This is a genomic window from Micrococcus sp. SL257 (genome assembly GCF_026625585.1).
Taxonomy (GTDB): domain Bacteria; phylum Actinomycetota; class Actinomycetes; order Actinomycetales; family Micrococcaceae; genus Micrococcus; species Micrococcus luteus.
This window is the reverse complement of record NZ_CP113053.1, coordinates 1118372-1145229: the sequence shown is the minus strand read 5'-3', so window position 1 is coordinate 1145229 and position 26858 is coordinate 1118372. Positions and strand designations below refer to the sequence as shown.

Below are 26858 nucleotides of genomic sequence, written 5' to 3'. Positions count from 1 at the left end.
GCCGGTCAGTTCACGAGGGCCGGCTGCAGGACCGCCTCGGCCTCGCGCACCTCGCCGTCGGCGGTGCGCCACTGGACGGTGATCCGGTCCCCCACGTTGTGGTCGTTGACCAGGCGGGACATCCGGGAGGCGTCGTCGCCGACGGTCCGCCCCTCGATCTCGAGGATGACATCGCCCTCGACCAGGCCGATCTGCTCGGCGGCGGAGCCCGCGTCCACCTGCATGACCACGACGCCGACGTCGGGATCCGCGCCGACCATGATGCCCAGGGCGCCGTCCGCACCGATGCTCACGGTGTCCGTCTCCTCGCCCGAGAGGACCTGGTCCGCCACGTCGAAGGCCACCTCCAGCGGGATCGCGAAGCCGTCCACCTCGTCTGCGGTGGTCCCGTCGCTGGCTGCCACGGTCACGCCGACCACCTGGCCGGCGTCGTCCACCACCGGGCCGCCGGAGTAGCCGGGCACGACGTCCGCGTCCGTCTGGATCAGGCCGGACAGGCGCGCGTACTGATCGGTGCCCTCGGCCGCGGCCATGATCGAGCGGTCCGTGCCGAGCACGGTGCCGCGCACGGCCGTCAGATAACCCTGGCCTCCGCCGTTGCCGACGGCGGCCACCTGGTCCCCGCGCCGCACCGGGTCCAGCGAGACGCTGGCCACCGGCAGGTCTGAGACGCCCTCGACGTCGAGCACCGCGATGTCGTGCTCGGCATCGCGCCCGAGCACCGTGGCCGTGTGCCGCGCGCCGGTGTCCGCGACCACCACGTGCACCTCCGAGGAGTCCTCGACCACGTGGTAGTTGGTCACCGCCAGCCCGTCCGGGGAGAGCACCATGCCGGTCCCCGTGCCGGTGCGGGCGCCGAGAGCGGTCTCCACGAGGAGGATGCCCGGGGCGTCCGCGACCGGCTGGCCCGGGTCCAGGGACGAGCCGTCGTGGGCCGATGCGGACCAGTCCACCGTCACGCCGTCGTGGACGTGGGTCAGGCCCGCCGCGAGCTCGCCCGCCTCCCGGGCGGGGGCCTCGGCGGCGGGCACGGTCGGGGCGGAGTCCGCGGCGACGTCGACCATCCGGCCGGCGAGGAGCGCGGTGAGGCCCCCGGCCAGGACCAGCGCCCCGAGCACGCCGAACAGCGCGATGACGAACGCCAGGGGCGAGCGTCGTGCGCGCGGCGGCCAGCCCGGCGGCGTCACGCTCAGCCCCGGGCGGCCGCCAGGGCGGCCTCGTAGTCCGGCTCCTCGGAGATCTCGGGGACGAGCTGGGCATGACGGACCACGCCGTCGGCATCGACCACGACGACGGCGCGGGCCAGCAGGCCCTCGAGCGGACCGTCGGTCATGCGCACGCCGTAGTCGCCGCCGAACGACGAGCGGAACACAGAGCCGCTGCGGACGTGGTCGATGCCCTCGACCGAGCAGAAGCGCGCGGCGGCGAACGGCAGGTCCGCGGACACGGCCACGACGGTGGTGTCCCCGAGGTCCGCGACGCGGGAGTCGAACTCGCGGACGGAGGCGGCGCACACGCCGGTGTCCAGGGACGGGAAGATGTTCAGGATCACGCGGCGGCCGCGCAGCTCCCGCAGGGTCACCGGGGACAGGTCCGCCCCGGTGAGGGTGAAGTCGGGGGCGGGGGAACCCACCTGGGGCAGCTCACCGACGGTGTGGACGGGGGTGCTCTTCATGTGGGTCGTCGCCATGGGGACAGCCTAGGATGGGCGCGGCCGGACGGGAGCACTCCCCGCCCGGCTCGGCGGACGGCGAACACGGAGGGACCGACCATGACCGAGCCCATGACGTCCAACGTCACCGACACGGCCCTGCTGTTCGAGGGCGGGGGCATGCGCGCCGCGCTCACCTCGGCCGTGGTGGCGGAGCTGCTGCGCGAGCGGATCCACGTGGACTTCGTGGCCGGCATCTCGGCGGGCTCGTCCAACGCCGTGAACTACCTGTCCCGCGACCCGGCCCGTGCGCGGCGCTCATTCGTGGACTTCGCCGACGATCCTCGGTTCGGCAACTGGCTGAGCTTCGTGCGCGGCAAGGGCCTGTTCAACGCCGAGTACATCTACGAGCACGCCGGCCTGCCCGAGGCGGACCTGCCCTACGACTTCGCCACGTTCCGCGCGAACCCCGCCCGGCTCGTGCTGGGCGGGTTCGACGCCGCGAGCGGCGAGACCCGCTGGTGGGACCGCTCCGACATGACCACCCTGACCGACCTGATGGTCCGCGTCCGCGCGTCGTCCACGATGCCGGTCCTCATGCCCCCCGTGCACGCCGAGGGCACCGTGTTCGTGGACGGCGCCCTCGGCGTGGACGGTGGGATCCCGCTGACCGCGGCGGAGGACGCGGGGTTCGAGAAGGTCCTCGTGGTCCTGACCCGGGAGCGCGGGTACGTGAAACGGCCCGAACGGTTCCCCTCGTTCTACCAGCGCACCTTCCGGCGCTACCCCGCCGTCGCGGACGCCCTGCTCACGCGCTGGCGCCGGTACAACGCGACCCGCGAGCGCCTGTTCGAGATGGAGCGGCAGGGACGGGCCTATCTGTTCGCGCCCGAGACCATGCCCATCGCCAACGGCGAGCGGTCCGTGGCCAAGCTGGCCGCCGCCCACGAGCTCGGCCTGGACCAGGTGCGCCGCGAGATGCCGGCGATCCGCGCGTTCCTGGGGCTGCCGGCGTCCCGCTGAGCCGCGCCTGATCCGATCGGCGGGTCAGGCCTCGGCGCGGGCGGCCGAGTCCGGCAGGCCGAACACCGAGTCGAACGCGTAGGCGTACACCGCGGCGTAGACGAGGAAGAACACGAGCAGGCCGGCCTCGATGAGGAACGCCTCCCCCAGCCCGATGCCGAGGATCAGCGCCACCGCGGGCACGAGGAACACGATCAGCCCGCCCTCGAAGCCGACGGCGTGGGCCACGCGCACCCACCAGGGCCGGCCCGTGATCCCGAGGCGGCGTTCGAGGGTCTCGAACACCGAGTTGAACACGATGTTCCACAGCAGGGCCACGGTCGAGGACACGACCGCCACGGCGAGTGAGGGCCCGCCGCCGTTGCCGAGCGCCGCCAGGATCACGGTGGTGAAGAGGATGGCGAGCAGCTCGAAGACCACCGCGTAGACCACGCGGCGCAGCAGGGGCGTCCGGAACACGCGGCGGCGCACGAGCGCGTCCCGGCCTCCCGGGCCCCGCGGCACGTCGGAGGGCGGCGTCGACGCGGGGTCGACGCCCGGGCGGGCGCGGCGGGTCTCGGACACGGCGCCCAGCCTAGGGCTGGCACCGCAGGGCGCCGAATCCGGCGGAACCGGCCGCCCGCCGTCGTCGCTCCTCGATGAGGGGCGGGCGCGCCTTCACCGCGCCCCGGCCGCCTGCCTAGAGTTCGAGGCATGAAGCTCACCGATGACCTGCTGCAGAAGTTCAACGACCAGATCACCCTCGAGTTCGAGGCGTCCATGGTCTACCGCCAGCTCGCGATCGCCGCCGACGACCTGGACCTGTCCGGGATGGCCGCGTGGCTGCGGCACCAGGCGGACGAGGAGATCGTCCACGCGAACAAGTTCATCGACCACGTCGCCGACCGGGACAGCTTCCCGACGATCGGCGCCATCCCGGCCCCGCCCGTGCAGGCCGGCCTGTCGGCCCTGGAGATCTTCCGGGCCGCGCTCGCGCACGAGCAGAAGGTCTCCGAGGCGATCCGCGAGCTGTACCGGGCCACCGAGTCCGCGGGCGACCTCAACTCGCGCCCGCTGCTGAACTGGTTCCTGGACGAGCAGATCGAGGAGGAGGCCACCGTCTCCGAGATCGTGGGCCAGCTCGAGCTCGTCGGCGATGACGGCTCGGGCCTGCTCCGCATCGACGGCCGCCTGGGCTCCCGTCCCGTGGAGACCACCGAGAACGACGCCTGAGCCCACCGGCGGCCTCGTCGGCCGCGCACGCACCGGCCCGGTCCCCCACGGGACCGGGCCGGTGCGTGTCCGTCCCCGCCGCTATGCTCGACCTGCGCCCTGCCCGCGCACCGGCGCGCCCGTCGGCCCCACCCCAGGAGGAACCATGGTCGGACTCGTAGCCCTGCTCGACGACGTCGCCGCCCTCGCCCGCCTCGCCGCCGCGAGCGTGGACGACGTGGCCGCAGGGGCGGGACGCGCCGCGGCCAAGGCGGCGGGTGTGGTGGTCGACGACGCCGCGGTGACCCCGCAGTACATGGCCGGCGCAGCCGCGGCCCGCGAGCTGCCGATGATCTGGCGGATCACCAAGGGCTCCCTGCGCAACAAGCTCGTGTTCATCCTGCCCGCCCTGCTGCTGCTCGACTGGCTCGCCCCCTGGATCCTGCCGTGGCTGCTGCTGGCCGGCGGCACCTACCTGTCCTATGAGGGCGCGCACAAGGTGTGGGGCAAGCTCACCGGCCACGGGCATGCCGACGACGAGGAGCCCGCCGTCGAGCGGGGTCCGGAGGCCGAGGACACCGTGGTGCGCGGGGCCATCACCACGGACTTCATCCTGTCCCTGGAGATCATGGTCATCTCCATGAACGAGGTGGCCGACCTGGGCTTCTGGATGCAGGCGGCGGTCCTGGCGGTGGTGGCCGTCCTCATCACCGTGGGCGTGTATGGGGCCGTGGGGCTGATCGTGAAGATGGACGACGTCGGCCTGCACCTGCACCAGAACGCCTCGACCTCCGGCGGCCGCTCGTTCGGCGCCGGGCTGGTCAAGGCCATGCCGCACGTGCTGCGCGTGGTGACCGTCATCGGCACCGTGGCGATGCTCTGGGTGGGCGGCCACATCGCCCTCGTGGAGCTGGACGCACTGGGCGTGCCGTGGCCCTACGCCGTGCAGCACGGGATCGTCGAGCCCGTCACACACGCCGCCGGCGCGTTCCTCGGCTGGCTCACGGAGACCGCGACGTCGGCTGTGTGGGGCCTGCTCTGGGGCTCGGTCGCGCTCGGGGTGGTCCTGCTCGTCGGACGCCTGCGCGGGAAGAAGGCCGCGCCCGCCCACTGATGCGGCGGCCGACGGGTCCACTCCCACCCGCGCCCGACGCCGAGGCCCGCAGACGCGCCGCTACGCACGGAACGTAGCGGCGCGTCTGCGGGCCTCGGCGCTGTCTCCGTCTCCCGACGGGCCCCGTCAGTCGGCGGTGAGGAAGGTGCGCACCGCGGAGACGAAGGCCTCGGGCTGGTCGGCGTGCAGCCAGTGGCCGGCGTCACGGACGGTCACGCGCACGACGCGCGGGAACAGCTCCTTCATCCGCGGCACGTCCTCATCCTGGACGTAGTCCGACTCGGCGCCGGCCAGCCACAGGACCGGATGGTCGAACACGCGCTCCGGATCCTCGGGGACCACCGGGTCCGGGAACGAGCCGATCTCCCGCAGGTGCTCGAAGAGCATGGCCACGTTGGGCTGCCACGCGAAGTGCCCGGCCGTGCGCCGCAGGTTCTGCAGCAGGAAGCCGCGCACCCGCGCGTCGTGGACGTGCTCGGCCATGGCCGCGTCGGCCTCGGCCCGCGAGTCGTACGCGTCCAGGTCCATGCGCAGCATGGTGCCCAGCAGGTGCACGAACTCGTCCGTGGCCTGCGGTGAGAGCCGCGGGGAGATGTCCTCCACGATCAGCCGGTCCACGAGCTCCGGGTGCCGCAGGGCGAGCACCATCGCGACCTTGCCGCCCATCGAGTGGCCCAGCAGGTGGACCGGCCCGTCGGCGGCGAGGCCGGCGCGCAGGTGGGCGGCCACCCGGTCCGCGATCTCGCGGTAGTCCACCCGGTCCGTCCAGGGCGAGGCGCCGTGGTCCGGCAGATCGATCAGCTCCACCGTGAAGTCGTCGCCCAGCTCCTTGGCCGGGCCGGTGAAGTTCCGGCCCCGGCCCATGAGGCCGTGCAGGAACGCGACGCCGCGCGGGCCCTCCCCGATGCGGGTGGAGGCCAGGGGGGCGTCGGACGGGTCGGAGGCGGCGGCGGTCGTGTTCACCCGACTCAGGCTAGCGCGGGACCGCGCCGGCGCCTCCCCCGCCTTACAGTCATCTCGACCCTCTGAGATGGGCGCGAACAGTGTCATACTGACCAGAACAGCCCCGCCAGTCCGCCCCGGGAGGTCCCATGCCGGTCGCTGAGGCCCGCGTCAGCGTGGCCGTGTCCACGGCCGTCTTCGGCGTGCGCCCGGACCCGCACGGCGTGCCCCGCCTCTGTGTCGCCCTCGTCCCGCGGATGCGCGAGCCGTTCCTGGACCGGTGGGCGCTGCCGGGCGCGTGGCTCGGCGCGGACGAGGAGCTGGCCGACGTCGCCGCACGCGTGGCCGCCGAGTGCGTGCCCGGTCCCGTCCGTCGCCTCGAGCAGCTGGCGGCGTTCGGCGCCGTGGACCGTTCCCCCACCGGACGCGTCCTCACGGTGGCCCACTGGGCGCTCAGCCCCGTCCTGGACGACGACGGCGCCGCCCCGGCGTCCCGCCCGGACCCGGACGTGGCCGGGCTGCCCATCGGGGTCCATGTGCGCTGGCACCGGGCCGACGCGCCGCCCGCGCTGGCGTTCGACCACGCCCAGATCCTGGCGGCGGCCGTGGCGCGTCTGCGCGCGGACCTGCCGCGAGCCGGCGTCGGGCACGCGCTGCTGGGGCCCTCCTTCACCCTTGCCGAGCTGCGCGCCGTGCACGAGGCCGTCCTCGGCCGCGGCCTCGACGCCGCCAACTTCCGCCGCGCCACCCTCGCCGCCGGGACCCTCGAGGAGACCGGCGAGGTCCGCGGCGGCACCCCGCACCGCCCGCCCAAGCTCTACCGGTACCGGCCCGCCGGGCCCGGGACCGACCCCGATCCCGCCGGGCCGGATGCCCGCCGCTGACCACCAGCCCCGACCCAGGAGTCACCCATGACCACCCCGACCGGGACCACCGCCTCGGTGGCCCGCACCCTGACCCTGATCGACAAGGACGCCGCGCGCGGCTCCTCGTGCTCCCCCGACCTGACCCGCGGCCCCTGGGCGTTCGACGCCGGCCTGCCCGCCTACGGCCCCGGCGCATCGCAGGACGACGCCGTCCCGGCCGACGCCCCCGTGCAGGGCCGCATCCCCGAGGAGTACCAGCGGGCCTCCGACGAGGAGCTCCACGCCCGGATCAGCGCCGCGCGGCAGACGCTCGGCGAACGCGTCGTCGTGCTGGGCCACTTCTACCAGCGCGACGAGGTCGTCCAGCACGCCGACTTCGTGGGCGACTCCTTCCAGCTCGCGCGGGCCTCCCAGGGCCGGCCCGAGGCGGAGGCGATCGTGTTCTGCGGCGTGCACTTCATGGCGGAGACCGCGGACCTTCTCTCCACCCCGGACCAGGCCGTCATCCTGCCCAACCTCGCCGCCGGCTGCTCCATGGCGGACATGGCCGACCTGGACTCGGTCGAGGACGCGTGGGAGCAGCTCGAGGCGGTCTACGGCACCGAGCCGGACGACGACGGGCGCGTGCCCCTGCTGCCCGTGACCTACATGAACTCCTCCGCGGCCCTCAAGGGCTTCGTCGGCGAGCGCGGCGGCATCGTGTGCACGTCCTCCAACGCCTCGGCCGTGCTGGACTGGGCGTTCGAGCGTGCCCAACGCGTCCTGTTCTTCCCGGACCAGCACCTGGGCCGGAACACGGGCCGCGCCAGGGGGATCCCACTCGAGCAGATGCCGACGTGGAACCCCCGCCTGCCGCTGGGCGGGAACTCCGAGGACGCCCTGCGGGACGCGAAGGTCCTGCTGTGGCACGGCTTCTGCTCGGTGCACCGCCGCTTCACCGTGGCGCAGATCGAACAGGCCCGCGCCGAGCACCCGGACGTCCAGGTGATCGTGCACCCCGAGTGCCCCCTGCCCGTGGTGGAGGCCGCGGACTCCTCCGGGTCCACCGACTTCATCGTCAAGGCGATCCAAGCGGCGCCGGCCGGCTCGACCTTCGCGATCGGCACCGAGATCAACCTCGTGCAGCGCCTGGCCGCCCAGCACCCCGAGCACACGATCTTCTGCCTCGACCCCGTGATCTGCCCGTGCTCCACCATGTACCGCATCCACCCCGGCTACCTCGCGTGGGTGCTCGAGGAGCTCGTGGCCGGCCGCGTGGTCAACCGGATCACCGTGCCTGCGTCCGTCGCCGAGCCGGCCCGCACCGCGCTCGAGCGGATGCTGGCCGTCGCGCCGAAGCAGTCGGCCGCGCAGTCCGCCGGGGCCGGGACGTGACCCCGGCCGACCGCGCCCCGGCGACGCCGGCCCCGCAGCCGGACGTGGAGCGGATCGTGGCCGCCGCGCTCGCCGAGGACGCGCCCTGGGGTGATGTCTCCTCGGAGGCCTTCGTCCCGGAGCAGGCCCGGATCACCGCGCGCGTGGTGGCCCGCGAGCCCGGGGTGCTCTCCGGCACGAACGCCCTCGAGGCCGCCTTCCGGCTCGTCGACCCGGCCGTGTCCGTCACCCTGCACCTGGCCGACGGCGCCGACCTGTCCCCCGGCGCCGTCGTCGCCGAGGTCGCGGGCCCCGCCCGCTCGGTGCTGCGCGCCGAGCGCGTGGCGCTGAACCTCGTCCAGCGCCTGTCCGGGATCGCCACGACGACGGCCGCCCACGTGGCCGCCGTGCGCGCCGGCGGCGGGCACGCGCGGGTGGTGGACACCCGCAAGACCACCCCGGGTCTGCGCGTGCTCGAACGGCAGGCGGTGCGGGACGGAGGCGGGCACAACCACCGCTTCAGCCTCTCGGATGCCGTGATGCTCAAGGACAACCACCTGGCCGCGCTGGGGTTCGGCAGTGCCGGCGACCCGGGCGAGGCCCTCACCGCGGCCCTGCGCGCCGGGATGGCCCGCCTGCCGCACACCACCCACGTGGAGGTGGAGGTCGACCGGCTCGAGCAGATCCCGGCGGTGCTCGCCGCCGGGGTCGACACGATCATGCTGGACAACTTCTCGCCGGCCGAGCTGCGGGCCGGCGTCGAGCGCGTGGCGGGCCGCGCCGTCGTCGAGGCCTCCGGCGGGGTGAGCCTCGAGACGATCGGGGCGATCGCGGCCACGGGCGTGGACGTGATCTCGGTGGGAGCGCTGACCCATACCGTCCAGTCCCTGGACCTGGGCCTGGACGCCGTGGTCGAGGAGGTCTCGCCGCGCCGATGAGCACCACCCTCGACCTGGACCACGCGGCCACCGCGCCCGTCCGGCGCAGCGCGCTGGAGGCGATGTGGCCCGCCCTCACCGGCGTCTACGGCAACCCGTCCTCGGCGCACGAGGCCGGCCGGGCGGCGGCGGCCCTGCTCGAGGACGCCCGCGCGCGGGTGGCCCGCGCGATCGGCGCCCGGGCCGGGCAGGTCGTGTTCACCTCGGGCGGCACGGAGGCCGACGCGCTCGCCGTGCTCGGCACGGTGCGCGCCCGGATCCTCGCCGGACGCCCGGCGGGCCACGTGCTGACCACGGGGATCGAGCACAGCGCGGTGCGGCAGTCCTGTGACCAGCTGGCCCGGCTGCACGGCGTCGAGGTCGAGCACCTCGCGCTGGACCGTGACGGCCTGACCTCGGCGGACGACCTCGCCGCCCGCCTGCGCCCGGACACCGCGCTGGTCAGCGTGCACCTGGCCCACAACGAGGTGGGCACGGTGCAGCCGGTGGCCGAGCTGGCCGCCGTCGCCCGGGAGGCGGGCGTGCCGCTGCACGTGGACGCGGTGCAGGCCGCGGGGCAGATCCCGGTGGACGTGCGCGCCCTCGGGGCGGATCTCGTGGCGCTGTCCGGGCACAAGGTCGGCGGGCCCAAGGGGGTCGGCGCGCTGTGGGTGCGCCCGGGTCACGCCCTGGAACCGCTCGTGCCCGGTGGCGGCCAGGAGCGGGGCCGGCGGTCCGGGACGCAGAACGTGGCCGGTGCCGCCGGGTTCGCGGCGGCCTTCGAGGAGGCCGAGGCGGAGCGCGCCGCGGCCGCGGACGCGTGGTCCGGGCTGCGGGACCGGTTCGCGGCGCGCGTGCTCGACGGCGTCCGGGCGCTCGTGCCCGACGCGCGGCTGACCGGCCATCCCGCGCGGCGGCTGCCGCGTCACGCCTCGTTCGTGCTGCCCGGTGTGAACGGCGAGTCGGTGCTGGAGGAGGCGGCCCGCCGGGGCGTGCTGGCCTCGGCGGGGTCCGCGTGCTCGGCCCACGACGCCGAGCCGTCCCCGGCCCTGCTCGCGCTGGGCCTCAGCGAGGACGAGGCGCGCACGGCCCTGCGCTGCACGTTCGGCCCGGACGCCGACGCCCCGCTGCTCGAGGCCGCGGCGGACGCGATCGTCGACGCCGTCCGGACGGTCGCCGCCCTGCGCTGAGCGGCCCCGGGCCGGTCGACCCCGCTGCCGCCGGGGCCGGCGTCGGAAGTTCACCCGAGGGTCAGCCCGAGGCCACACACCCGGGGGCCTGGCCGAGTCCGGCCGTTCGCGCCTGCACGCCACGCTGCGCGCGGTCGACGAGGACGGGCTGGTGCTGCGCGGCCGCTTCGCTCGCGGGCTGACCCTGCGCTCCGGCTGGGTCGACGGGGCCGCCGACCACACCGCGAAGATCCTCGCGGACACGCTGCCCTCCGGCGCCCGCTTCGAGGTGACGTACGCGTTCGAGGACGAGGCCGGCCGCCTGGGCGAGTCGGCCGTGGCCCGCTTCACGACGGCGCCCGGCGAGCGTGGCAGGAGTACATGCCGATCGCCGACTCCACGGCCCTGCACCGCGGCTCCGGCCTCGCGCCCACCCGCATCCACCGCAGGATCCCCCGCGGCGCGACGCTCGACGTGTTCGCCCTGGACATGCGCACCCACAAGGGCGAGAACACCCAGCGTCTCGAGACCCACGAGACCCCGATCCTGGGCGAGGAACAGCTGCAGTGGCTCATCCGCGGGCTGCGCGCGGCGTTCACCGACTTCGAGCCGTTCTGGGAGTTCGTGGCCGGCCCCATCAACGCCGGATCGTCCGGCCCGAACACGCTGGACGGCACCTTCGGCCCGCGCCTGGACTTCGAGGCGCACGGGCCGGTCATGGGCTCGCCGCGCTCCGGCGAGCACCAGTACTTCGGCCACGTCGAGATCCCCGAGGACGGCCGCGAGTTCCGGGTGCGTCTGATCAACGCCGTCGGCCGGACGGTCTACTCGCGCACGCTGACGGCTGCCTGATCCGCCGTGCCGGCGGCGTCGGCGGACCGTCAGTCGGTGATCAGGCCCTCCTCGCGGAGCCAGTCCCACGCGACCTGGGTGGGCTCCTCGCCGTCGACGTCCACCCGGGCGTTCAGGCGCGCGGCCGTCGCGTTGTCCAGGCGCGCGGTCACGGGCGCCAGCAGGTCGGCGATCTCGGGGTGCTCGGCCAGGACCTCCTCGCGCACGATGGGGGCCGCGTTGTACTTCGGGAAGAAGCTCAGCGGGTCCTGCAGGGTCGTCAGGTCCAGCGCGGCGATCCGCCCGTCCGTGGAGTACGCCTCCCCGAAGGTGCACGACCCGTCCGCCACCGCGGCGAACACCGCCCCGATGTCCATCTGGCGCAGCCGGGATCCGGTGGGCCGTTCGATCCCGTAGGCCTCGAGCATGGGCAGGAACCCGTCGTTGCGGGCGGCGAATTCGGCGCTCACGCAGAAGGACTGGTCCTCCGTGGGGAGGTCCTTGATGTCCGCCAGGGTCTCCAGGCCGAGCTCCTCCGCCCGGTCCTGGCGCACGGAGAAGGTGTAGGTGTTGTCGAGTTCGGCCGGCGGCAGCCACACCAGGCCCTGCTGCGCGTCCTCGTCCCGGACCGCGGCCCACTGCGCCTGGGCGTCCGGGATCGGATCGGTGTGGCCCAGGTACGTGATCCAGGCCGTCCCCGTGTAGTCCCACTCGACGTCCACGACGCCTGCGACCTGGGCCTGGCGCGCACTGAGCGAACCCGGCATGTTGGTCAGATCCTCGACGTCGGCCCCCGCGGAGCGCAGCAGGATCGCGGTGATCTTGCCGAGCACGACGCCCTCGTTGAAGTTCTTGGAGCCCACCGCCACGTGGGCGCCCTCGAGGTCGATCCCGGCGACCTCGCCGGCGGGCGTGCCCGAGGGCAGGTAGCCGCCGGCGGTGCTCAGCCCGCACCCGGACAGGACCAGGGAGGCCGCCAGGCCGAGCGCGGCGAGCGCGGCACGAGCGGGGGTCCGGCCGCGGCGGCGGGATGGGATGGTCGCGCGCGAGGTGGTCATGCGAGCCCCCTCGGGGTGGCCAGCGTCTCGACGAGGCGGCCGATCCACTCGATCATCAGGGCGAGGGCGGCCACGAGGATCGCCCCCGAGACGAGCAGCGGGAAACGGAACAGGACGATCCCGGTCTGGATGAGCAGGCCGAGGCCGCCGGCGTCGATGAACGTCGCGAACGCCCCGGTGCCCACCAGCAGCACCAGGGCGGTCCGCAGACCCGCCATGATCACGGGCAGGGCCAAGGGCAGCTCCACCCGGAGCAGGGTCTGCACCGGCGACATGCCCATGCCGCGGGCCGCCTCGACGACGGTGGGGTCGACGCCCCGCAGCCCGGCCAGCGTGTTGGCCAGCACGGGCAGGAACGCGTAGAGGGACAGGGCCAGCACGGCGACCCGGAAGCCGAACCCCCACGCCATGGCGAGCAGGACGATCACACCGATCACCGGGGCGGCCTGACCGGCGTTGGCCAGCCCCATGGCGACGGGGGTGAACCGCCGGGCGGCGGGGCGGCTGAGCAGCACGCCGAGCGGGATGGCCGTCGCCACGACCAGAACGGTGGACACGCCGACGAGGGCCAGGTGCTCGGCGGTGAGGCGCAGGACGGTGGGCCAGGTCAGCAGCCGGGCCTCGACGTCGTCGAGGGCGGCCCCGCGCACCCAGACGGTCCACCCGATCAGCAGGGCGGCCACCAGCAGCGGCAGGCCGATCAGGAGCAGGCGGTCCTCGGCGGAGGCCGCACGCAGCCGGGCGATCATGGCCGAGCCTGCTCGTCGCCGGCGCGGGCGTGCGCGCGCAGTGTCGGATAGTCGAGCAGACCGATGACCGTGCCATCACGGACCACGGCGATCTCCTCCGCCGGGGCCGTGACCAGCGCCGCGAGGGCCTCGCTGATCGGGGTGGCCGCGTCGAGCACGGGCCCGCCCGGCAGCGGGCCCGTCGGGTGCGGTGCGATCGGGCGCAGCGGCAGCGAGTCGACCGACCGCAGCCCCAGCCGCTTGAGCCCCGCCCCCGACCCCACGAAGTCGGCCACGAACTCGGTGGCCGGCCGAGCCAGGACCTCTTCGGGGGTGGCGTACTGGGCCACGTGCGCGCCGGGTTCGAGCACCAGGATCCGGTCGCCCAGGAGCACGGCCTCATCCACGTCGTGGGTGACCATCACGATGGTCTTGCCCACCCTGGCCTGGATGTCGAGCATCTCCTGCTGCAGGCGCTGGCGGGTGAGGGGGTCCACGGCGCCGAAGGGCTCGTCCATGAGCAGCACGGGAGGATCCGCCGCGAGGCCCCGGGCCACGCCGACGCGCTGCTGCTGTCCGCCGGACAGCTCGCGCGGGAAACGGTCCCGATAGATCGCCGGGTCCAGGCCGACGAGCTCGAGCAGCTCGTCCACACGGTCGGCGATGCGCCGGCGGTCCCACTTGAGCAGGCGCGGCACCAGGCCGACGTTCTCGGCGACGGACAGGTGGGGCATCATCCCGCCGCCCTGCACGACGTAGCCGATCTGACGGCGCAGCCGGGTGGGGTCACGGCGTGTGATGTCCTCCCCGCCGATCAGGATCCGCCCGGAGGTGGGTTCGATGAGGCGGTTGATCATCTTCAGCGAGGTGGTCTTGCCGCAGCCGGACGGACCGACGAACACCACCGTCTCCCCCGCGGGGATGACGAGGTCCAGGGCGTCCACGGCGGGACGGTCCTGCCCCGGATAGAGCTTCGTCAGGGACTCGAGACGGATCTCGGCCCCGGCGTCACGGTCGGTGCTCATGCGCGCAGTCCCTTCGAGATGGTGAGGCGGCCGAGCAGCACGAGCAGCCCGTCCAGGACGAGGGCGACGACGACGATGCCGAGGGTGCCCACGAGGGCGTAGTTCAACGCGTTGGCGCCGCCCAGGGAGACCAGCCCCGTGAAGATGTACGAGCCCAGTCCGGGCCCCAGGACGTAGGCCGCGACCGCGGCCACGCCCATGCCGAGCTGGCCTGCGACCCGCATGCCGGTGAGGATCACGGGCCAGGCCAGCGGGAGACGCACCCGGGTGAACAGCGCCACCGGCCCCATGCCCATCCCCCGGGCGGCCTCCAGCACCTCCGGGTCCACGCCGCGCAGACCCACGAGCGCGTTGCGGAGGATGGGCAGCAGGGCATAGAAGACCACCACCACGACGGCGGGGACGGTCCCGATGCCCACCAGGGGGATCAGGACGCCGATGAGCGCGAAGGAGGGCAGGGTCAGCCCGACGGCGGTGAAGGCGTTCGCGATCGGGGTCAGGGCCTTGATCCGCGTGGCGATCACGGCCAGTGCGATGGCGAGCACGGTGGCGATGGCCAGCGCCTGCAGCACGAGCCACCCGTGCTGCCAGGCGCGGAAGAGGATGTCCGGCCAGCGTGAGGCGAGGAACTCGCTCATGCCGCCTCCACGCCGACAGCGCGCCCCTGGGCGGCCCGGGCGTCTGCGGGGTGGGGCAGGACCGTCATCGTCGTCTCCTTCGGTCCGGGTGGGGCGGGCGTGCTCTTGCACGCTACCCGAGACGGTGGCACTCCCTGTGTTCTACACCACGAAAGGGGTCACCGGCACCGCCACGGATGGCCTGCCGCCCGGGCGACGGGCAGGACGGCCTGCGCTAGCGTGTCGGCCATGTCTCGCTCCCACTCCGACGCCCTCGACGCGTCCGGCCCCGACTCCGGGGGCGCCGTCGCCGCGCCCCGCCGCCGCGTCGGCCTGCTGCCCCGCATCCTCCTCGCGATCGTGGCCGGCGTCCTCGTCGGCCTGGTCGCGCCGACCTGGCTCGTGCAGGCCTTCGCCACCTTCAACGGGCTGTTCTCGAACTTCCTGGGCTTCGTCGTCCCGGTGCTGATCCTGGCGCTCGTCGCCCCCGCCATCGGCGACATCGGCCGGGGCGCGGGGAAGCTCCTGGCCCTGACCGGTGGCATCGCCTACGGCTCCACCCTGTTCGGCGGCTTCGGCGCCCTGCTGGTCTGCCTGCTCGTCTTCCCGCTGATCCTCACCCCCGGGTCCTTCGAGGCGATGGCCAACCCCGAGGACGCGCTGCTCGGCCCGCTGTTCGAGGTGCAGATGGACCCGCCCTTCGGCGTGATGACGGCCCTGCTGCTCGCGTTCGTGCTCGGCATCGGCCTGACGACGCTGCCGCGCGGCGCCCTGCACGAGGGCTTCGACCAGCTGCGATCCATCATCGAGCGGGTCGTCATGGGCCTGATCGTGCCGCTGCTGCCCGTCTACATCTTCGGCGTGTTCCTGAACATGACCGCCGCCGGTGAGGTCTTCAAGGTCATCACCACGTTCCTCGGTGTGATCCTGCTGGTCTTCGGCCTCACCGTGGTGCTGCTGCTCATCCAGTACGTCGTCGCGGGCGCGATCGCGGGCCGCAACCCGTTCACGGCCCTGAAGACGATGCTGCCGGCCTACGCGACGGCCCTGGGCACCTCGTCCTCGGCGGCGACCATCCCGGTGACCCTGCGCCAGACCCTACTGCTCGGCGTGCGCCGGCCGATCGCCTCGTTCGTCGTGCCGCTGTGCGCGACGATCCACCTGGCCGGCTCCACGGTGAAGATCGTCTCGTTCTCCATCGCAGTGCTGTTCCTCTCGGGCCAGTCGATCGACATCCCGGTGTTCGTGGGCTTCATCTTCATGCTGGGCGTTACCATGGTCGCGGCGCCCGGCGTGCCCGGCGGCGCGATCGTGGCGGCCTCGGGCCTGCTGTCCTCGATGCTCGGCTTCACCGAGCCGCAGGTCGCGCTCATGGTCGCCACGTACATCGCCATCGACTCCTTCGGCACCGCCACCAACGTGACCGGTGACGCCGCCATCGCGCTGATCGTCGACAAGATCGCCGGGGACCGTCTCATCGAGGACTCCGAGGACGAGGGCCTGGATCACCGCGACGACGAGGAGGTCGCCACCGGCGCCGACGCCGGCTGACCCGCCCCGCACACACCACGGCCCCCTCCCTGTCAGAAGCTCTGGGAGGGGGCCGTCGTCGGGACGGGCGGTGTCAGCCGCGCAGGCCCCGCTCGGCCTCGGCGCGCACCGCGCGCCGCTGCCCCGGGGAGCGCACGACGACGTCGCTCATCTCCTCGAGCGTCTTGCCCTTGGTCTCGGGGACGAAGGCCGCCACGAAGGCCAGGGACAGCGCCGCCATGACCGCGTACAGGCCGTAGGCGAGGGTCAGGCCGATGTCCGCCAGCCACGGGAACGTGGTGGAGACGGTGAAGTTCGCCGCCCACTGCGCGGCGGCGGCCACGGCGAGCGCGCCGGCGCGGATGCGGTTCGGGAACATCTCGCCCAGCAGCACCCAGACCAGCGGCCCCCAGGTGGCGCCGAAGAACACCACGAAGGCGTTCGCGGCCACCAGCGCCACGGTGGACCACGGCTGCGGCAGGGACACGGACTCGGCGCCGCCGGTCTGCGCGAAGGAGAAGGCCAGTGCCATCAGGCCGAGGCTGACCGTCATGCCGGCGGAGCCGGCGATCAGCATGGGGCGACGGCCGACGCGGTCCACCAGGGCGATCGCGATGAGGGTGACGGCGATGTTCGTGACCGAGGTGATCACGGTGACCGTGAGGGCGTCCGACTCCCCGAAGCCCACCGAGCGCCACAGGGTGGTGGAGTAGTAGAAGATCACGTTGATGCCCACGGCCTGCTGGAAGACGGAGAGCAGGATGCCGATCCACACGATCGGCTGCAGGCCCGCCGCCGGTCCACGCAGGTCCGCCAGCGACTCGCGGCGCTCCGAGTCCAGCGAGCGCCGGATGTCCTCGATCATCAGGTTCACCCGGTCCACACCGGTGAACTCGTGCAGGACCTCGGCCGCCTCGTCCGTGCGGCCGCGGGCGACCAGGTAGCGCGGGGACTCCGGCAGCTTCAGGGCGAACAGGCCGTACAGCACCGCCGGGACGGCCTCGGCCAGGAACATCCAGCGCCAGGCGTCGACGCCGAGCCAGAACGGCTGCGCCGCTCCCCCGGCCATCGTCGCGAAGAGCGCGCCCGTGAGGAGCGCGGCGAAGATGCCCAGGACGATCGCCAGCTGCTGGAGCGAGCCGAGGCGACCGCGCACATGGGCCGGGCTGACCTCCGCGATGTACGCCGGAGCGATCACGGACGCGGCGCCCACGCCCAGGCCGCCGACCATGCGCCAGACGATCAGGTCGACCACGCCGAACGCCAGACCCGAGCCGATGGCGGAGACCAGGAACAGCATCGCGGCGATCACCATCACGGGCACGCGGCCGCGGCGGTTGGCGATCGGCCCGGCGAACCAGGCGCCGAGTGCGCAGCCGATCAGCGCCGAGGAGACGGCGAAACCCGTGAGACCGGCGCCGAGGCCGAACTCCCCGGCGAGGGCGTCCACGGCGCCGTTGATGACAGAGGTGTCGAAGCCGAACAGGAAACCGCCGAGCGCGGCGGCGACCGAGATGCCGACCACCTTGGCGTTGAGGCGAGACGTCGCGGCGCCGCCGGACCGGGTCGCTGTCATGGTGGGTCCTCTCTGGGTGGCGCCCGACGGCCCGCTGCGCGCCGGTGCGTCCGCACAGTGTGTTCTCCGCTCGGCGAGCGTGCAAGTCGCACAGCCCCTCTCCCCGCGCAGAGGAGGCGGCGGGGCAGAATGAGGGCCATGTTCGTCGTCCTGGGCCCCGCCCCCGCCTCCGTCGGCAGCCCCGGCGCCTGGTGGGCCCTGGACGGGGAAGGCGACGGCGCCTCTCCCCTGGGATCCTGCGCCGCCGGGTCCGTGGCCGGGCTCGTGGCCGGTCTGCCCGCCCGCCTGGGCGTGGACCCGAGCACGGTCCGCTGGGTGCTCGCCGACGTCGGGACGGAGTACGCCGCCTGGCTGGTGGCGGGGGTGCGGGTGGATCGGTGCTGGGACCTGGCCCTCGTCCAGCGGATCCTGCGGCACGCGGCAACGGCGCCGGGCAGCGGGGTGCGTTACACGCCCGTGGCGCAGCTCGAGGTCGCCGACCCCACGGAACCCGAGCGCCCCGCGCGGGTGCCCGCCGGTCAGGAGTCCTTCTTCGACCTGCCGGACGAGACCGGCCCTGCTCCGGACGTCACCGTGCTCGCGGCCGAGCTGGCCGCGCAGCGGGCCGCCGTCGAGGGCTCAGCCCACCCCCACCGGCTGCGGCTGCTCGCGGCGGCGGAGTCGCAGGGCGCACTCGTGGCCGCGGAGATCCGGGCGGCGGGTCTGCCGTGGGACCGGGGCGTGCACGAGGCGCTCCTCGCCGAGCAGCTCGGCCCCCGGCCTGCACCGGGCGAGCGTCCGGCCCGCCTGCAGGCCCTGGCCGAACGCATCGCCGACGTCCTGGGCTCCCCCGGGCTGAGCCCCGACTCGCAGCCCAGCCTGCTGCGGGCGCTGCAGACGGCAGGCGTGGCCGTGGAGTCCACGCGGCAGTGGGACCTGAAGCACTGGATCGACGCCGGCGGCGCGGAACGCGAGGCGCGGGCCGCGCTGCTCGCGCCTCTGCTGGAGTACAAGGCCCTGGCCCGGCTGTGGACGGCCAACGGCTGGCACTGGCTGGACCAGTGGATCGGCGACGACGGCCGGTTCCACGCCGCCTACCTGGTCGGCGGCGTGGTGACCGGGCGGTGGGCCGCCCACGGCGGTGGGGCCATGCAGATCCCAGCCGGGGTACGCGACGCCGTCCGCGCAGACCCCGGGTGGACGCTGACCGTGGCCGACGCCTCCCAGGTGGAGCCGCGCATCCTCGCCGCGATGGCCGCCGACGAGGCGCTGGCCCGTGCCGGGACCACGCCCGACCTGTACCGGGAGGTCGCGGAGCAGGGCCGGGCGGCCGGCACCGCGCTGGCCGACCGCGGGCGCGCGAAGATCGCCCTGCTGGGTGCGATGTACGGCTCGACGACGGGCGACTCCGCGGCGCTCATGCCGCACCTGCGCCGGCTCTACCCCCGAGCGATCGGCCTGCTCGAGCGGGCGGCCACCGTCGGCGAGGGAGGCGGCCAGGTGTCCACGTGGCTGGGCCGCTGGTCCCCCGCACCGGGGCGGAAGTGGCAGGAGTCCGTGTCCGACGTCGGCACCCAGGCCGCCGAGTCCGCGGCCCGGCGACGGCGGCGCTCCCAGGGCCGCTTCACCCGGAACTTCGTGGTGCAGGGCACCGCGGCCGAGTGGGCGCTGTGCTGGATGGGCGAGATCCGCCGTCGACTGCGCTCGGCCGGCATGCGCACGGAACTCGTGTTCTTCGTCCACGACGAGGTCGTCCTGCACGGCCCGGCCACGGAGGCCGAGGCCGTGCGGACGGTCGTGGCGGAGTCCGCGAGCGCCGCCGGCCGCCTGCTGTTCGGTCCCGCCCCCGTGGACTTCCCGCTCACCGTCTCCAGCGTGGGGTCGTACGCGGACGCGAAGTGAGGGGCGTTGGGGGGTCAGGCGCCGTCGTCGGCTGGCTCAATCTCCGCCCGCCGGGCTCGGATCTCCTCGGCCTTGGCGAGCATGCGCTCCTCGCGCTTGGCCTGCAGGGTCCGACCCAATCGGCTGGCGCCCTGCTTGGCGTCCACGGCGTTGGTCTCGACAGCCGTCTTCACCTCACCCGCGAACCCCTGCGCGGCCTCCAACCACCGCTTCCCGGCGACGCGCCCGAGGGCGTCGAGCTCGATGTCCGTGTGCGTCACGAACTCGACCACCTGATCGGTCACGGCATTCGACCCCCGGGTGACGCGGCGCGAGCTGATCGGGTTGGCGACGTAACCGAGGTTCTTCAGGGTTCCTGCCTCGACGAGGGACTCGTTGATCCGCCGGAGTGCCTCAGCGATCCGCGCGGTGCGGTGCACCCGCGCGGCCACGAGGCCCTCGCGGTGCTCGGCCAGCAGCTCGGGTTCGTCCTCCTCCACACGCGCCAGCTCGAGCAGCTGCTGTCGGTCCTGGACGGCCATCGAGCGGGCGAGCATGCCGAGCCAGAACTGGACGTCCTCCTCGGCCGCGCCGACGACCTTGGCCAGCTTGTCCACGTCTGCCTTGGACGCGATGACGCGGTCCGCGACAGCGGCCAGCTGCGAGACGGCTTCCGCCTGCACCTGCTGCAGCAGCAGCGAGTTCTGCTGAACCTTGGACCAGGTGACCGCGGAGACCCGTCCGGTCGATCCGTGGACGGCTTCGGCCTCCTCGATCGCGAAGACGATGCCGCCCAGCTGACCCGCGACCTCGAGCTTGCGCTGCTTCAGGAGGCGATCGAGCTTCTCGTCGATGAGGGCCAGATAGTCCTGGATGTCGTCGAGCGCGGCCATGATCTGCAGCTGGGTGGTGGCCGCCGCCAGTGCGGCAACGGCGGCGGGGTTGGCCGGCGGGGTCGCCGTGAACGAGAGGTGCTTCACGATCTGGCCTCCGGAACCGCCGGCGACGTCCTTGCGCCGCAGCACCCCCGAACTCAGGTTCTTCACGCCCAGGGCTTTGACCGTCTCGTAGGACTTGTCGTCCAGCCGGAGATAGCGTGCCCCCTCCAGCTGCGCCTGGGAGATCCCCTGCACCAGCGTGCTCAGCTTGGCCACGAGCGACGGCGTGACCACCTTGGCCCACACGTCCTCGGCCTGGTCCAGCAGATCGAGGGCCCGGGACGAGCCCCAGACCAGCAGGCCCTGGTCTGCCGCGAACACCTGCATCTCGTCGTGCGTCTCGCTCATGCGTGAAGACTACGGCCTGACGGAGCAGTTCCGGGCCCCCTCAGTTCGCCTTCTCCACCACCGGGGACCCGAGGTGCCTCTGTCCCGCACCCGACGCCGGCGGGACGGGGCGGCAGGGCGTCGACCGCGGTCATGGCCTCCGTGCGCCGCACCGGGCCGAGGACCCTGGGACCTGGCACGATGCGGGACGAGGGCCGATCCTGGAGAGCGCCCGAGACACCCCCGAGAAGGAGACCGCATGCCCGTCGCCCCGCGTCCGTCCGACGACGCCGCGTCCTCGGTCTTCACCCCGCACCAGCAGCGCATCCTCGCGGTGCTCCTCATCCCGATCTTCATGTCCCTGCTGGCCGTGTCCAGCATCAACGTGGCCCTGCCCGCCCTGCAGCGGGGCCTGGACGCCAGTGACGCGGAGCTGCAGTGGGCCATCTCCGGCTACACCCTCGTGTTCGGCATGGTGCTCGTGCCGGCGGGCCGGGCGGGTGACCTCTTCGGCCGCCGCCGGCTGTTCCTGGTGGGCCTCGGCGTGTTCGCGCTCGGTGCGCTCCTGTCCGGCCTGGCGCCCACGGGCGTCCTGCTCGTGCTCGCGCGCTTGGTCATGGGCGTGGGCGCGGGCCTGCTCAACCCGCAGGTCACCGGCTTCATCCAGGGCGAGTTCTCCGGCGCCTCCCGCGCCCGGGCGTTCGGGGCGCTCGGCGCCGTCGTCGGGGTGTCCGTGGCGGTGGGGCCGCTGCTCAGCGGCGGGCTCATCGCGTGGCTCGGCGGCGACCTCGGCTGGCGCGCGACCTTTCTGGTGAACGTGCCCATCGCCCTCGGCGCCCTGATCGTGGCCCGCCAGTGGCTGCCGCGCACCGTCCCCGAGCGGGCGCGGCGTCCGGACCTGGACCCGGTCGGCGTCGTCCTGCTGGCCGGCGCCCTCGTGGCCGTCATGCTCCCGTTCCTGGACCGGGGGCTCGGGCCGTGGCGGTTCGTGCTCGTGCCCGTCGGCATCGGCCTGGCCGCCCTCTGGACGCGGTGGGAGGCCCGCTACGCACGACGGGGCCGCGCCCCGATGGTGGACCTGCGCCTGTTCCAGACCCGCAGCTTCGCGTGCGGCGCCCTGCTGATCGCCATCTACTTCACCGGCTCGACCAGCATGTTCGTCGTGATCGCCATGTTCATGCAGAACGGGCTGGGCTACCCGGCGCTGCACGCCGCGCTCATCGGCCTGCCTTCGGCGGTCATGTCGAGCGTGATGTCCACCGTGGCCGGGCGCGTGGTGCTGCGCACGGGCCGGAAGATCGTCGTCCTCGGCATCGCGCTGGCGCTGCTCGCCGTCGTGGGCTCCATCGGGGTGGCGTGGGCCAACCGGGAGTTCGGCCTGAGTCCGTGGTGGCTGCTGCTCACCCTCGCCATCTTGGGTGCCGGGCAGGGGCTGGTGGTCTCCCCCAACCAGACCCTCAGCCTGGCCGAGGTCCCGCCGCGGCACTCCGGCACGGCCGGCGGCGTCCTGCAGACCGGCCAGCGCGTCGGCACGGCCGTCGGCACCGCCGTGATCGTGGGGGTGTTCCTGGGCGTCGCCTCCAGTGCCGACTGGGACGGGGCGTTCATGGCCGCCTTCGCGCTGGTGGCCGGGTGCATGGCCCTCGCGCTCCTCGTCGCACTCGCGGACCTGCGCGGACCACGGACGGCGGCCCCCCGTGGCTGAGCCCCGCCCCGGCGACGTGCGCGTCACCCCCGGCCCCGGCGCACCCCGCGGGCTGATCATCCCCGCGGGCGAACTCGTCGAACGCTTCTCCCACGCCTCCGGCCCGGGCGGTCAGGGCGTGAACACGGCGGACTCGCGGGTCCAGCTCAGCCTGGACCTGGCGGCCACCTCCGCCCTCGACGACGTCCAGCGCGCCCGCGTCCTCGCGCGGCTGGCGCCCCGGCTGGCCGGGACGGTCCTCACCGTCAGCGTGGCGGAGCACCGGGCCCAGTGGCGCAACCGGGTGGCCGCACGCGAGCGGCTCGCGGCGCTGCTGCGCGAGGCCCTGGCCCCGCCGACGCCGCGGCGGGCCACGACGCCGACGCGCGGCTCCCGGCGGCGCCGCCTGGAGGCCAAACGCCGTCGCTCCGAGGTGAAGCACACGCGCCGCCGCCCCGGCCTCGACTGAGGCCGCTCGCCCGCCGGCCGCGCGGGCTCAGACGCGGGTGTTCTGCGATTCCGGGGCCAGGGGCGCGTGGGCGGGGTTGGACAGGGAGAGCACGACGGCGGCCACGCGCGGGTGTTCGAGGAGGGCGTCCTCCACGCGCTGGAGCAGGACCGCGGCCTCGCTCTCCCGCTCGTCCCCGGCCAGGTCCACGGCCCCGACGACGAAGAGCTTCTCCGGGCCGACGTACTCGAGGTGCAGGTAGCTCACGGAGAGCACCTCGGGCCGCTCCAGCAGCCAGCGCAGCACCCGGGTCCGGATCACCGGGTCGGCGACCTCGCCGACGAGGAACGCCATGTTCCGCGAGAGCAGGAAGATCGCGACGACCCCGAGCAGCACGCCCACGAGGATCGAGCCGGCGGCGTCCCACCGGGGGTCCCCGGTGAGCTGGTGCAGGGCGAGGGCGGCGGCCGCGATGGCCAGGCCGATCAGGGCCGAGGCGTCCTCTACCCACACGGCGCGCAGGGTGGGGTCCGAGGTCTGGCGCAGGAACGTGGCATCGCTGATGTGCCGCCGCTCCGCGTCGCGGCGGACGCGCCGGTGCGCGTTCAGGAACGAGATGCCCTCGAGCACGAACGCGACGGCGAGCACGATGTACGCGATCGTGTACTCCGCCTCCTCCTCGGGGGCGGACCAGGCCGTGATCCCGTGCCAGACCGAGACCGCCGAGCCCACCGCGAACAGGCCGAAGGCCGCGACCATCGACCACACGTAGGCCGCGCGCCCGTAGCCCAGCGGGTGCCGCGCGTCGGGGGCTCGGCCGGCCCGACGCTCCGCCAGCAGCAGGAAGACCTCATTGCCGGCGTCGGCCCAGGAGTGCGCGGCCTCCGCCACCATCGCGGCTGAGCCGGTGACCGCGCCCACGATCGACTTGACGACGGCGATCACCGTGTTCACGCCGAGGGCGATCAGGACGGTCAGCAGGCTCTCGCCGCCGGACTCGGCGGCGGGCGGGGCGACGGCGGGCGGGGTACGGGTCATCCCCCGAGTCTGCCCCTGCAGGCGGGTGCCGGGCCAGGCTCGCCGTGTCCGGGTCCGCCGGTCCAGGAGCGCGAGACGGGGTCCACGCGGATCGGCGTCGCCGAGCCCGTGAGGTCTCCGCATGCTCGGCCTAGCGTGGGGCCATGACGGATTCTCCCCTGCACCTCGACCACCCCGACGCCCCCCGCATCATCGTGCTCGGCGCGACGGGCTACGCCGGATCCCTCGTCGTGGACGCCCTCGTGGCCCAGGGTGCACGGCCCGTGCTGGCAGGCCGGAACCGGGACTCGCTCCAGCACGCGGCGAGGCGGCACGACGGGCTGGAGGTCGCCGTCGCCGACGCCGGGGACCCCGCCTCGCTGAGGGCCCTGGTCACGGAGGGCGATGTGCTGGTCTCCACGGTCGGCCCCTTCGAACGCTACGGCCGACCGGTCGCCCGCGCCGCCGCGGAGCGGGGCGCGCACTACGTGGACTCGACCGGTGAGATCGGCTTCGTGAAGGACCTCAAGGCGGACCTGGACGCCACCGCCCGACGCACGGGCGCCACCCTGCTGCCCGCCCTCGGCTTCGACTACGCGCCGGGCATGCTCGCGGGCGGGCTCGCGCTGGCGGAGGCCGGTGGACGCGCACGGTCCCTGCAGATCGGCTACTTCGCCGACGGCGAGCTGGACCCGCGCGTCGACCTCAGCCACGGGACGCGCCAGACGATGGTGGGCGCCCTCACCGAGCGGACGATCACGTGGCGCGGCGGGCGGCTGGCGACCACGGGCCCGGCCAGCCGGTCGGCCGTCTTCCGGGTCGACGGGCAGGACCGCCGCGGCGTGCTGTTCGGCGGCACGGAGTCCCTGTTCCTGCCGCGGATGCAGCCCGGCCTGGACGAGGTCGAGGTCTTCAACGGCTGGTTCCCGGCCCGGCCCACGCAGATCGGCGCCGCCGCCCTCGGCGCGGTGGGGTGGCTCCCCGGCGTCGCCCGCGGCGTGCAGGCCCTGCTGCGGCCCCTGGCCGGGGGCCCGGGTGGCCCCGACGCCGCGGACCGGGCCCGCACGGGCTCCCGGGTCGGGGCGATCGCGCGCGACGCGGCCGGCCGCGTCGTGGCGGACGTCCACCTGCGCGGCCCCAACGCCTACACGTTGACCGGGGACCTCATGGCCTGGGGCGCCCGGCAGCTCGCCGCAGGCCGGGCCCGCGAGGCCGGCGTCGTCAGCCCGATCCAGGCGTTCGGCCTCGACGACTTCGAGACGGCCTGCACCGCGGCCGGTCTGGTGCGGGCATGATCCCGACGACGGAACGCGCCCGCGGCCCTCAGCGGGGACGGCGGCGGGGGCGGCTGATCCAGGCCAGATAGGCGCTGCCGCCGGTCAGGGCGGCGCCGCCGGCGGCCACCACCGGCCCGGCGAAGCGGCCCAGCCGGTCCTTGTACGCCACGAGCACGTTCGTGCCGCCGGTGATCATCGCGGCCACCACCATGGCGGCCACCACCCGGTCGCCCGTCCGCTCGAGGCGCGTCACGAGCGGCTCGAGCTCGCTCGCGCGGACGGTGACGTCGACCCCGCCGTCGTCGATGCGTTCCATCACCTTGCGGGCGTACTCCGGCAGGTCGATGCCGAGCTCGGCCGCCGCGATCGTGGCCCGGCCGATCCGGCCCGCCACCCGCCGGGGGTCGAGGTGCTCCCCCACGAGGCGCAGGGCGAAGGGGTCGAGCACGCGGGTGTAGTCGAAGCCGGGGTGCAGGCGGCGGCCGATGCCGTCCACGATGATCAGCATCCGCAGCAGCTGCACGAGCTCGGGCGGCAGGGACAGCCGGTGACGCCGCACGAGGGCGAAGATCTCCGAGACCAGCTGCGCCACGCGGATGTCCTCGAGCTCGCGCCCCTCGAGGCGGCCGATGATCCGGGCCACCTCCAGCCGGAGCCGACGGCGGTCCACCGGGCCGCGCGGCGGGGCGATGTCCAGCAGGGCCCGCACCAGCCCGTCGGTGTCCTGCCGGGCCAGCGCCATGGCCAGGCCCGCGAACCGGCGCCGGAGGGACGGGGAGATCCGCCCGACGGAGCCGAAGTCGATGAACCCGACGGTCCCGTCCGGCTCGATGAACAGGTTGCCCGGGTGCGGGTCCGCATGGAACACGCCGTGCTCGAACACCATGGCCAGCAGCACCTCGGCGGCCCGGTACGCCAGCTCCTCCCGGTCGATGCCGGCGGCGTCGAGTCCGGCCAGGTCGTCCACGCGCAGCCCGGAGAGCTCCTGCATGGTCAGCACGCGCGAGGTGGTCAGGTCCCACTCGATCCACGGGAACCGCACGCCCGGGGTGTCCCGGAAGCCGGCGGCGATCTCCTCGCAGGCCCGCGCCTCCACCACGTAGTCGAGCTCGGCGCGCAGCGAGCGGTCGAACTCGTCCACCATGGCCGGCACGTCCAGGTCGGCGAAGGTCCGTGAGGCCCGCGACCACGTGGCCGCCAGCGTCCGCAGGATCTCCAGGTCCGCCTGGACCTGCTCCATCACACCGGGCTTGCGGACCTTCACGACGACGGCGCGCCCGTCGTGCAGGCGCGCACGGTGGGCCTGACCGATGGAGGCGGTGGCCAGGGGCGCCCGGTCGAACCAGGCGAACAGGGTGTCGACGTCGGCGCCGAGGTCCTCCTCGACCGTCCGGGCGACGGCCTCGAAGGGCACCGCCGTCGTGCTGTCCGTGAGGCGGGCGAACGCCGCGCAGTAGGCCTCGGGGAACAGGTCCGGGCGCGCCGAGATCAGCTGCCCGAGCTTCACGAAGGTGACGCCCAGCTCCTCGAACGTGCGCACGAACAGCTCGGGGCGGGCCTCGGCGTCGATGCCCAGGTGCGGCTCCCCCTCCTCGAGGGGCAGCCACCGGGAGAGCCCGGCCTGCACGGCCGTGGCCCTGAGGCCGTTGCGGGCCATGACGTGGGCGATCTCGCGGTAGCGCTGCAGGTGGAGGGCCATGACGCCCACGCTACCGA

At 74.1% G+C, this 26858-nt stretch carries 25 protein-coding genes; 13 read left to right on the top strand and 12 right to left on the bottom strand.

Annotated features, from left to right (window positions below):
- Window positions 1–5: 5 nt before the first annotated feature.
- Together OVA32_RS05440 and tpx are read right to left on the bottom strand one after the other, a co-directional pair.
- Complete coding sequence (locus tag OVA32_RS05440) at window positions 6–1187, bottom strand: S1C family serine protease (RefSeq protein ID WP_044659389.1); 1182 nt, start codon at window positions 1185–1187, stop codon at window positions 6–8.
- Window positions 1188–1189: 2 nt separating this feature from the next.
- Window positions 1190–1690, bottom strand: a complete 501-nt coding sequence (gene tpx, locus OVA32_RS05435) for a thiol peroxidase (protein ID WP_044659388.1) — start codon at window positions 1688–1690, stop codon at window positions 1190–1192.
- Window positions 1691–1771: 81 nt separating this feature from the next.
- On the opposite strand from tpx, the gene OVA32_RS05430 reads away from it, so the two are divergent.
- Entirely contained in the window at window positions 1772–2674 is a 903-nt protein-coding gene (locus OVA32_RS05430) for a patatin-like phospholipase family protein (protein WP_078025866.1), read from the top strand.
- Window positions 2675–2698: 24 nt separating this feature from the next.
- Here OVA32_RS05430 and OVA32_RS05425 read toward each other — a convergent pair whose 3' ends face one another.
- Complete coding sequence (locus tag OVA32_RS05425; RefSeq protein WP_098092251.1) at window positions 2699–3238, bottom strand: PACE efflux transporter; 540 nt, start codon at window positions 3236–3238, stop codon at window positions 2699–2701.
- Between the two features lie 129 nt (window positions 3239–3367).
- Between OVA32_RS05425 and OVA32_RS05420 the strand changes: the two genes are divergently transcribed.
- Together OVA32_RS05420 and OVA32_RS05415 are read left to right on the top strand one after the other, a co-directional pair.
- Window positions 3368–3886 (top strand): ferritin, encoded by a 519-nt coding sequence (locus tag OVA32_RS05420; protein WP_020626453.1) that lies wholly within the window; start codon window positions 3368–3370, stop codon window positions 3884–3886.
- 145 nt (window positions 3887–4031) lie between these two features.
- On the top strand, window positions 4032–4979 hold the full coding sequence (locus tag OVA32_RS05415; RefSeq protein WP_041105414.1) for a DUF808 domain-containing protein: 948 nt from the start codon (window positions 4032–4034) through the stop codon (window positions 4977–4979).
- A 126-nt stretch (window positions 4980–5105) separates the two neighbouring features.
- On the opposite strand, the gene OVA32_RS05410 is transcribed toward OVA32_RS05415, so the two are convergent.
- Complete coding sequence (locus OVA32_RS05410) at window positions 5106–5942, bottom strand: alpha/beta fold hydrolase (protein WP_078025868.1); 837 nt, start codon at window positions 5940–5942, stop codon at window positions 5106–5108.
- A gap of 128 nt (window positions 5943–6070) precedes the next feature.
- Between OVA32_RS05410 and OVA32_RS05405 the strand changes: the two genes are divergently transcribed.
- The 5 genes from OVA32_RS05405 to OVA32_RS05385 all read left to right on the top strand — a co-directional run bounded on the left by OVA32_RS05405 (window position 6071) and on the right by OVA32_RS05385 (window position 11078).
- Entirely contained in the window at window positions 6071–6805 is a 735-nt protein-coding gene (locus OVA32_RS05405; protein WP_069941600.1) for an NUDIX hydrolase, read from the top strand.
- 27 nt (window positions 6806–6832) lie between these two features.
- Window positions 6833–8161, top strand: coding sequence for a quinolinate synthase NadA (nadA, locus tag OVA32_RS05400; protein WP_078025869.1), 1329 nt, complete (start codon window positions 6833–6835; stop codon window positions 8159–8161).
- Window positions 8158–9078: a carboxylating nicotinate-nucleotide diphosphorylase gene (gene nadC / locus OVA32_RS05395; RefSeq protein ID WP_078025870.1), complete on the top strand. Its 921-nt coding sequence runs from the start codon at window positions 8158–8160 to the stop codon at window positions 9076–9078. The genes nadA and nadC overlap by 4 nt, the downstream gene beginning before the upstream one ends.
- Window positions 9075–10247 carry a cysteine desulfurase family protein gene (locus tag OVA32_RS05390; protein WP_159833327.1) on the top strand — a complete coding sequence of 391 codons (1173 nt, stop codon included), beginning with the start codon at window positions 9075–9077 and terminating at the stop codon, window positions 10245–10247. The genes nadC and OVA32_RS05390 overlap by 4 nt, the downstream gene beginning before the upstream one ends.
- A 360-nt stretch (window positions 10248–10607) precedes the next feature.
- Complete coding sequence (locus OVA32_RS05385) at window positions 10608–11078, top strand: alkaline phosphatase D family protein (RefSeq protein ID WP_060973549.1); 471 nt, start codon at window positions 10608–10610, stop codon at window positions 11076–11078.
- 29 nt (window positions 11079–11107) lie between these two features.
- Here the strand turns inward: OVA32_RS05385 and OVA32_RS05380 are convergent, their stop codons facing one another.
- The 4 genes from OVA32_RS05380 to OVA32_RS05365 are packed head-to-tail and all read right to left on the bottom strand — an operon-like array spanning window position 11108 to window position 14506.
- On the bottom strand, window positions 11108–12115 hold the full coding sequence (locus tag OVA32_RS05380) for a glycine betaine ABC transporter substrate-binding protein (RefSeq protein ID WP_159833329.1): 1008 nt from the start codon (window positions 12113–12115) through the stop codon (window positions 11108–11110).
- A complete protein-coding gene (locus OVA32_RS05375) occupies window positions 12112–12864 on the bottom strand; it encodes an ABC transporter permease (protein WP_044659379.1) in 753 nt (250 codons plus the stop codon). The genes OVA32_RS05380 and OVA32_RS05375 overlap by 4 nt, the downstream gene beginning before the upstream one ends.
- Window positions 12861–13868, bottom strand: a complete 1008-nt coding sequence (locus tag OVA32_RS05370) for an ABC transporter ATP-binding protein (RefSeq protein WP_098092236.1) — start codon at window positions 13866–13868, stop codon at window positions 12861–12863. Before OVA32_RS05370 ends, OVA32_RS05375 begins: the two co-directional genes overlap by 4 nt.
- Entirely contained in the window at window positions 13865–14506 is a 642-nt protein-coding gene (locus OVA32_RS05365; RefSeq protein ID WP_049145926.1) for an ABC transporter permease, read from the bottom strand. The genes OVA32_RS05370 and OVA32_RS05365 overlap by 4 nt, the downstream gene beginning before the upstream one ends.
- A gap of 228 nt (window positions 14507–14734) precedes the next feature.
- Here OVA32_RS05365 and OVA32_RS05360 point away from each other — a divergent pair, with 228 nt between their 5' ends.
- Entirely contained in the window at window positions 14735–16036 is a 1302-nt protein-coding gene (locus OVA32_RS05360; protein WP_163721264.1) for a dicarboxylate/amino acid:cation symporter, read from the top strand.
- 73 nt (window positions 16037–16109) lie between these two features.
- Here the strand turns inward: OVA32_RS05360 and OVA32_RS05355 are convergent, their stop codons facing one another.
- Entirely contained in the window at window positions 16110–17591 is a 1482-nt protein-coding gene (locus OVA32_RS05355; protein WP_163721262.1) for a sugar porter family MFS transporter, read from the bottom strand.
- Between the two features lie 138 nt (window positions 17592–17729).
- On the opposite strand from OVA32_RS05355, the gene OVA32_RS05350 reads away from it, so the two are divergent.
- A complete protein-coding gene (locus OVA32_RS05350) occupies window positions 17730–19472 on the top strand; it encodes a bifunctional 3'-5' exonuclease/DNA polymerase (RefSeq protein ID WP_020626294.1) in 1743 nt (580 codons plus the stop codon).
- A 14-nt stretch (window positions 19473–19486) separates the two neighbouring features.
- On the opposite strand, the gene OVA32_RS05345 is transcribed toward OVA32_RS05350, so the two are convergent.
- A complete protein-coding gene (locus OVA32_RS05345) occupies window positions 19487–20737 on the bottom strand; it encodes a hypothetical protein (protein ID WP_020626295.1) in 1251 nt (416 codons plus the stop codon).
- Window positions 20738–20975: 238 nt separating this feature from the next.
- On the opposite strand from OVA32_RS05345, the gene OVA32_RS05340 reads away from it, so the two are divergent.
- Together OVA32_RS05340 and arfB are read left to right on the top strand one after the other, a co-directional pair.
- Entirely contained in the window at window positions 20976–22421 is a 1446-nt protein-coding gene (locus tag OVA32_RS05340) for an MFS transporter (protein ID WP_230277997.1), read from the top strand.
- Entirely contained in the window at window positions 22414–22869 is a 456-nt protein-coding gene (gene arfB / locus OVA32_RS05335; protein WP_230277996.1) for an alternative ribosome rescue aminoacyl-tRNA hydrolase ArfB, read from the top strand. The genes OVA32_RS05340 and arfB overlap by 8 nt, the downstream gene beginning before the upstream one ends.
- A gap of 27 nt (window positions 22870–22896) precedes the next feature.
- Here arfB and OVA32_RS05330 read toward each other — a convergent pair whose 3' ends face one another.
- Complete coding sequence (locus tag OVA32_RS05330) at window positions 22897–23886, bottom strand: cation diffusion facilitator family transporter (protein WP_020626298.1); 990 nt, start codon at window positions 23884–23886, stop codon at window positions 22897–22899.
- Window positions 23887–24029: 143 nt separating this feature from the next.
- On the opposite strand from OVA32_RS05330, the gene OVA32_RS05325 reads away from it, so the two are divergent.
- Window positions 24030–25160, top strand: a complete 1131-nt coding sequence (locus OVA32_RS05325) for a saccharopine dehydrogenase family protein (RefSeq protein WP_210078908.1) — start codon at window positions 24030–24032, stop codon at window positions 25158–25160.
- Between the two features lie 28 nt (window positions 25161–25188).
- On the opposite strand, the gene OVA32_RS05320 is transcribed toward OVA32_RS05325, so the two are convergent.
- Window positions 25189–26841: an ABC1 kinase family protein gene (locus OVA32_RS05320; RefSeq protein ID WP_210078909.1), complete on the bottom strand. Its 1653-nt coding sequence runs from the start codon at window positions 26839–26841 to the stop codon at window positions 25189–25191.
- Window positions 26842–26858: the final 17 nt, after the last annotated feature.

Excerpts from the sequence above, each read along its gene's own strand:
- tpx (WP_044659388.1), bottom strand. The coding sequence starts at position 1,690 with ATGGCGACGACCCACATGAAGAGCACCCCCGTCCACACCGTCGGTGAG.
- OVA32_RS05430 (WP_078025866.1), top strand. The coding sequence starts at position 1,772 with ATGACCGAGCCCATGACGTCCAACGTCACCGACACGGCCCTGCTGTTC.
- OVA32_RS05420 (WP_020626453.1), top strand. The coding sequence starts at position 3,368 with ATGAAGCTCACCGATGACCTGCTGCAGAAGTTCAACGACCAGATCACC.
- OVA32_RS05415 (WP_041105414.1), top strand. The coding sequence starts at position 4,032 with ATGGTCGGACTCGTAGCCCTGCTCGACGACGTCGCCGCCCTCGCCCGC.
- OVA32_RS05405 (WP_069941600.1), top strand. The coding sequence starts at position 6,071 with ATGCCGGTCGCTGAGGCCCGCGTCAGCGTGGCCGTGTCCACGGCCGTC.
- nadA (WP_078025869.1), top strand. The coding sequence starts at position 6,833 with ATGACCACCCCGACCGGGACCACCGCCTCGGTGGCCCGCACCCTGACC.
- OVA32_RS05390 (WP_159833327.1), top strand. The coding sequence starts at position 9,075 with ATGAGCACCACCCTCGACCTGGACCACGCGGCCACCGCGCCCGTCCGG.
- OVA32_RS05385 (WP_060973549.1), top strand. The coding sequence starts at position 10,608 with ATGCCGATCGCCGACTCCACGGCCCTGCACCGCGGCTCCGGCCTCGCG.
- OVA32_RS05380 (WP_159833329.1), bottom strand. The coding sequence starts at position 12,115 with ATGACCACCTCGCGCGCGACCATCCCATCCCGCCGCCGCGGCCGGACC.
- OVA32_RS05375 (WP_044659379.1), bottom strand. The coding sequence starts at position 12,864 with ATGATCGCCCGGCTGCGTGCGGCCTCCGCCGAGGACCGCCTGCTCCTG.
- OVA32_RS05370 (WP_098092236.1), bottom strand. The coding sequence starts at position 13,868 with ATGAGCACCGACCGTGACGCCGGGGCCGAGATCCGTCTCGAGTCCCTG.
- OVA32_RS05365 (WP_049145926.1), bottom strand. The coding sequence starts at position 14,506 with ATGAGCGAGTTCCTCGCCTCACGCTGGCCGGACATCCTCTTCCGCGCC.
- OVA32_RS05360 (WP_163721264.1), top strand. The coding sequence starts at position 14,735 with ATGTCTCGCTCCCACTCCGACGCCCTCGACGCGTCCGGCCCCGACTCC.
- OVA32_RS05355 (WP_163721262.1), bottom strand. The coding sequence starts at position 17,591 with ATGACAGCGACCCGGTCCGGCGGCGCCGCGACGTCTCGCCTCAACGCC.
- OVA32_RS05350 (WP_020626294.1), top strand. The coding sequence starts at position 17,730 with ATGTTCGTCGTCCTGGGCCCCGCCCCCGCCTCCGTCGGCAGCCCCGGC.
- OVA32_RS05345 (WP_020626295.1), bottom strand. The coding sequence starts at position 20,737 with ATGAGCGAGACGCACGACGAGATGCAGGTGTTCGCGGCAGACCAGGGC.
- OVA32_RS05340 (WP_230277997.1), top strand. The coding sequence starts at position 20,976 with ATGCCCGTCGCCCCGCGTCCGTCCGACGACGCCGCGTCCTCGGTCTTC.
- OVA32_RS05330 (WP_020626298.1), bottom strand. The coding sequence starts at position 23,886 with ATGACCCGTACCCCGCCCGCCGTCGCCCCGCCCGCCGCCGAGTCCGGC.
- OVA32_RS05325 (WP_210078908.1), top strand. The coding sequence starts at position 24,030 with ATGACGGATTCTCCCCTGCACCTCGACCACCCCGACGCCCCCCGCATC.
- OVA32_RS05320 (WP_210078909.1), bottom strand. The coding sequence starts at position 26,841 with ATGGCCCTCCACCTGCAGCGCTACCGCGAGATCGCCCACGTCATGGCC.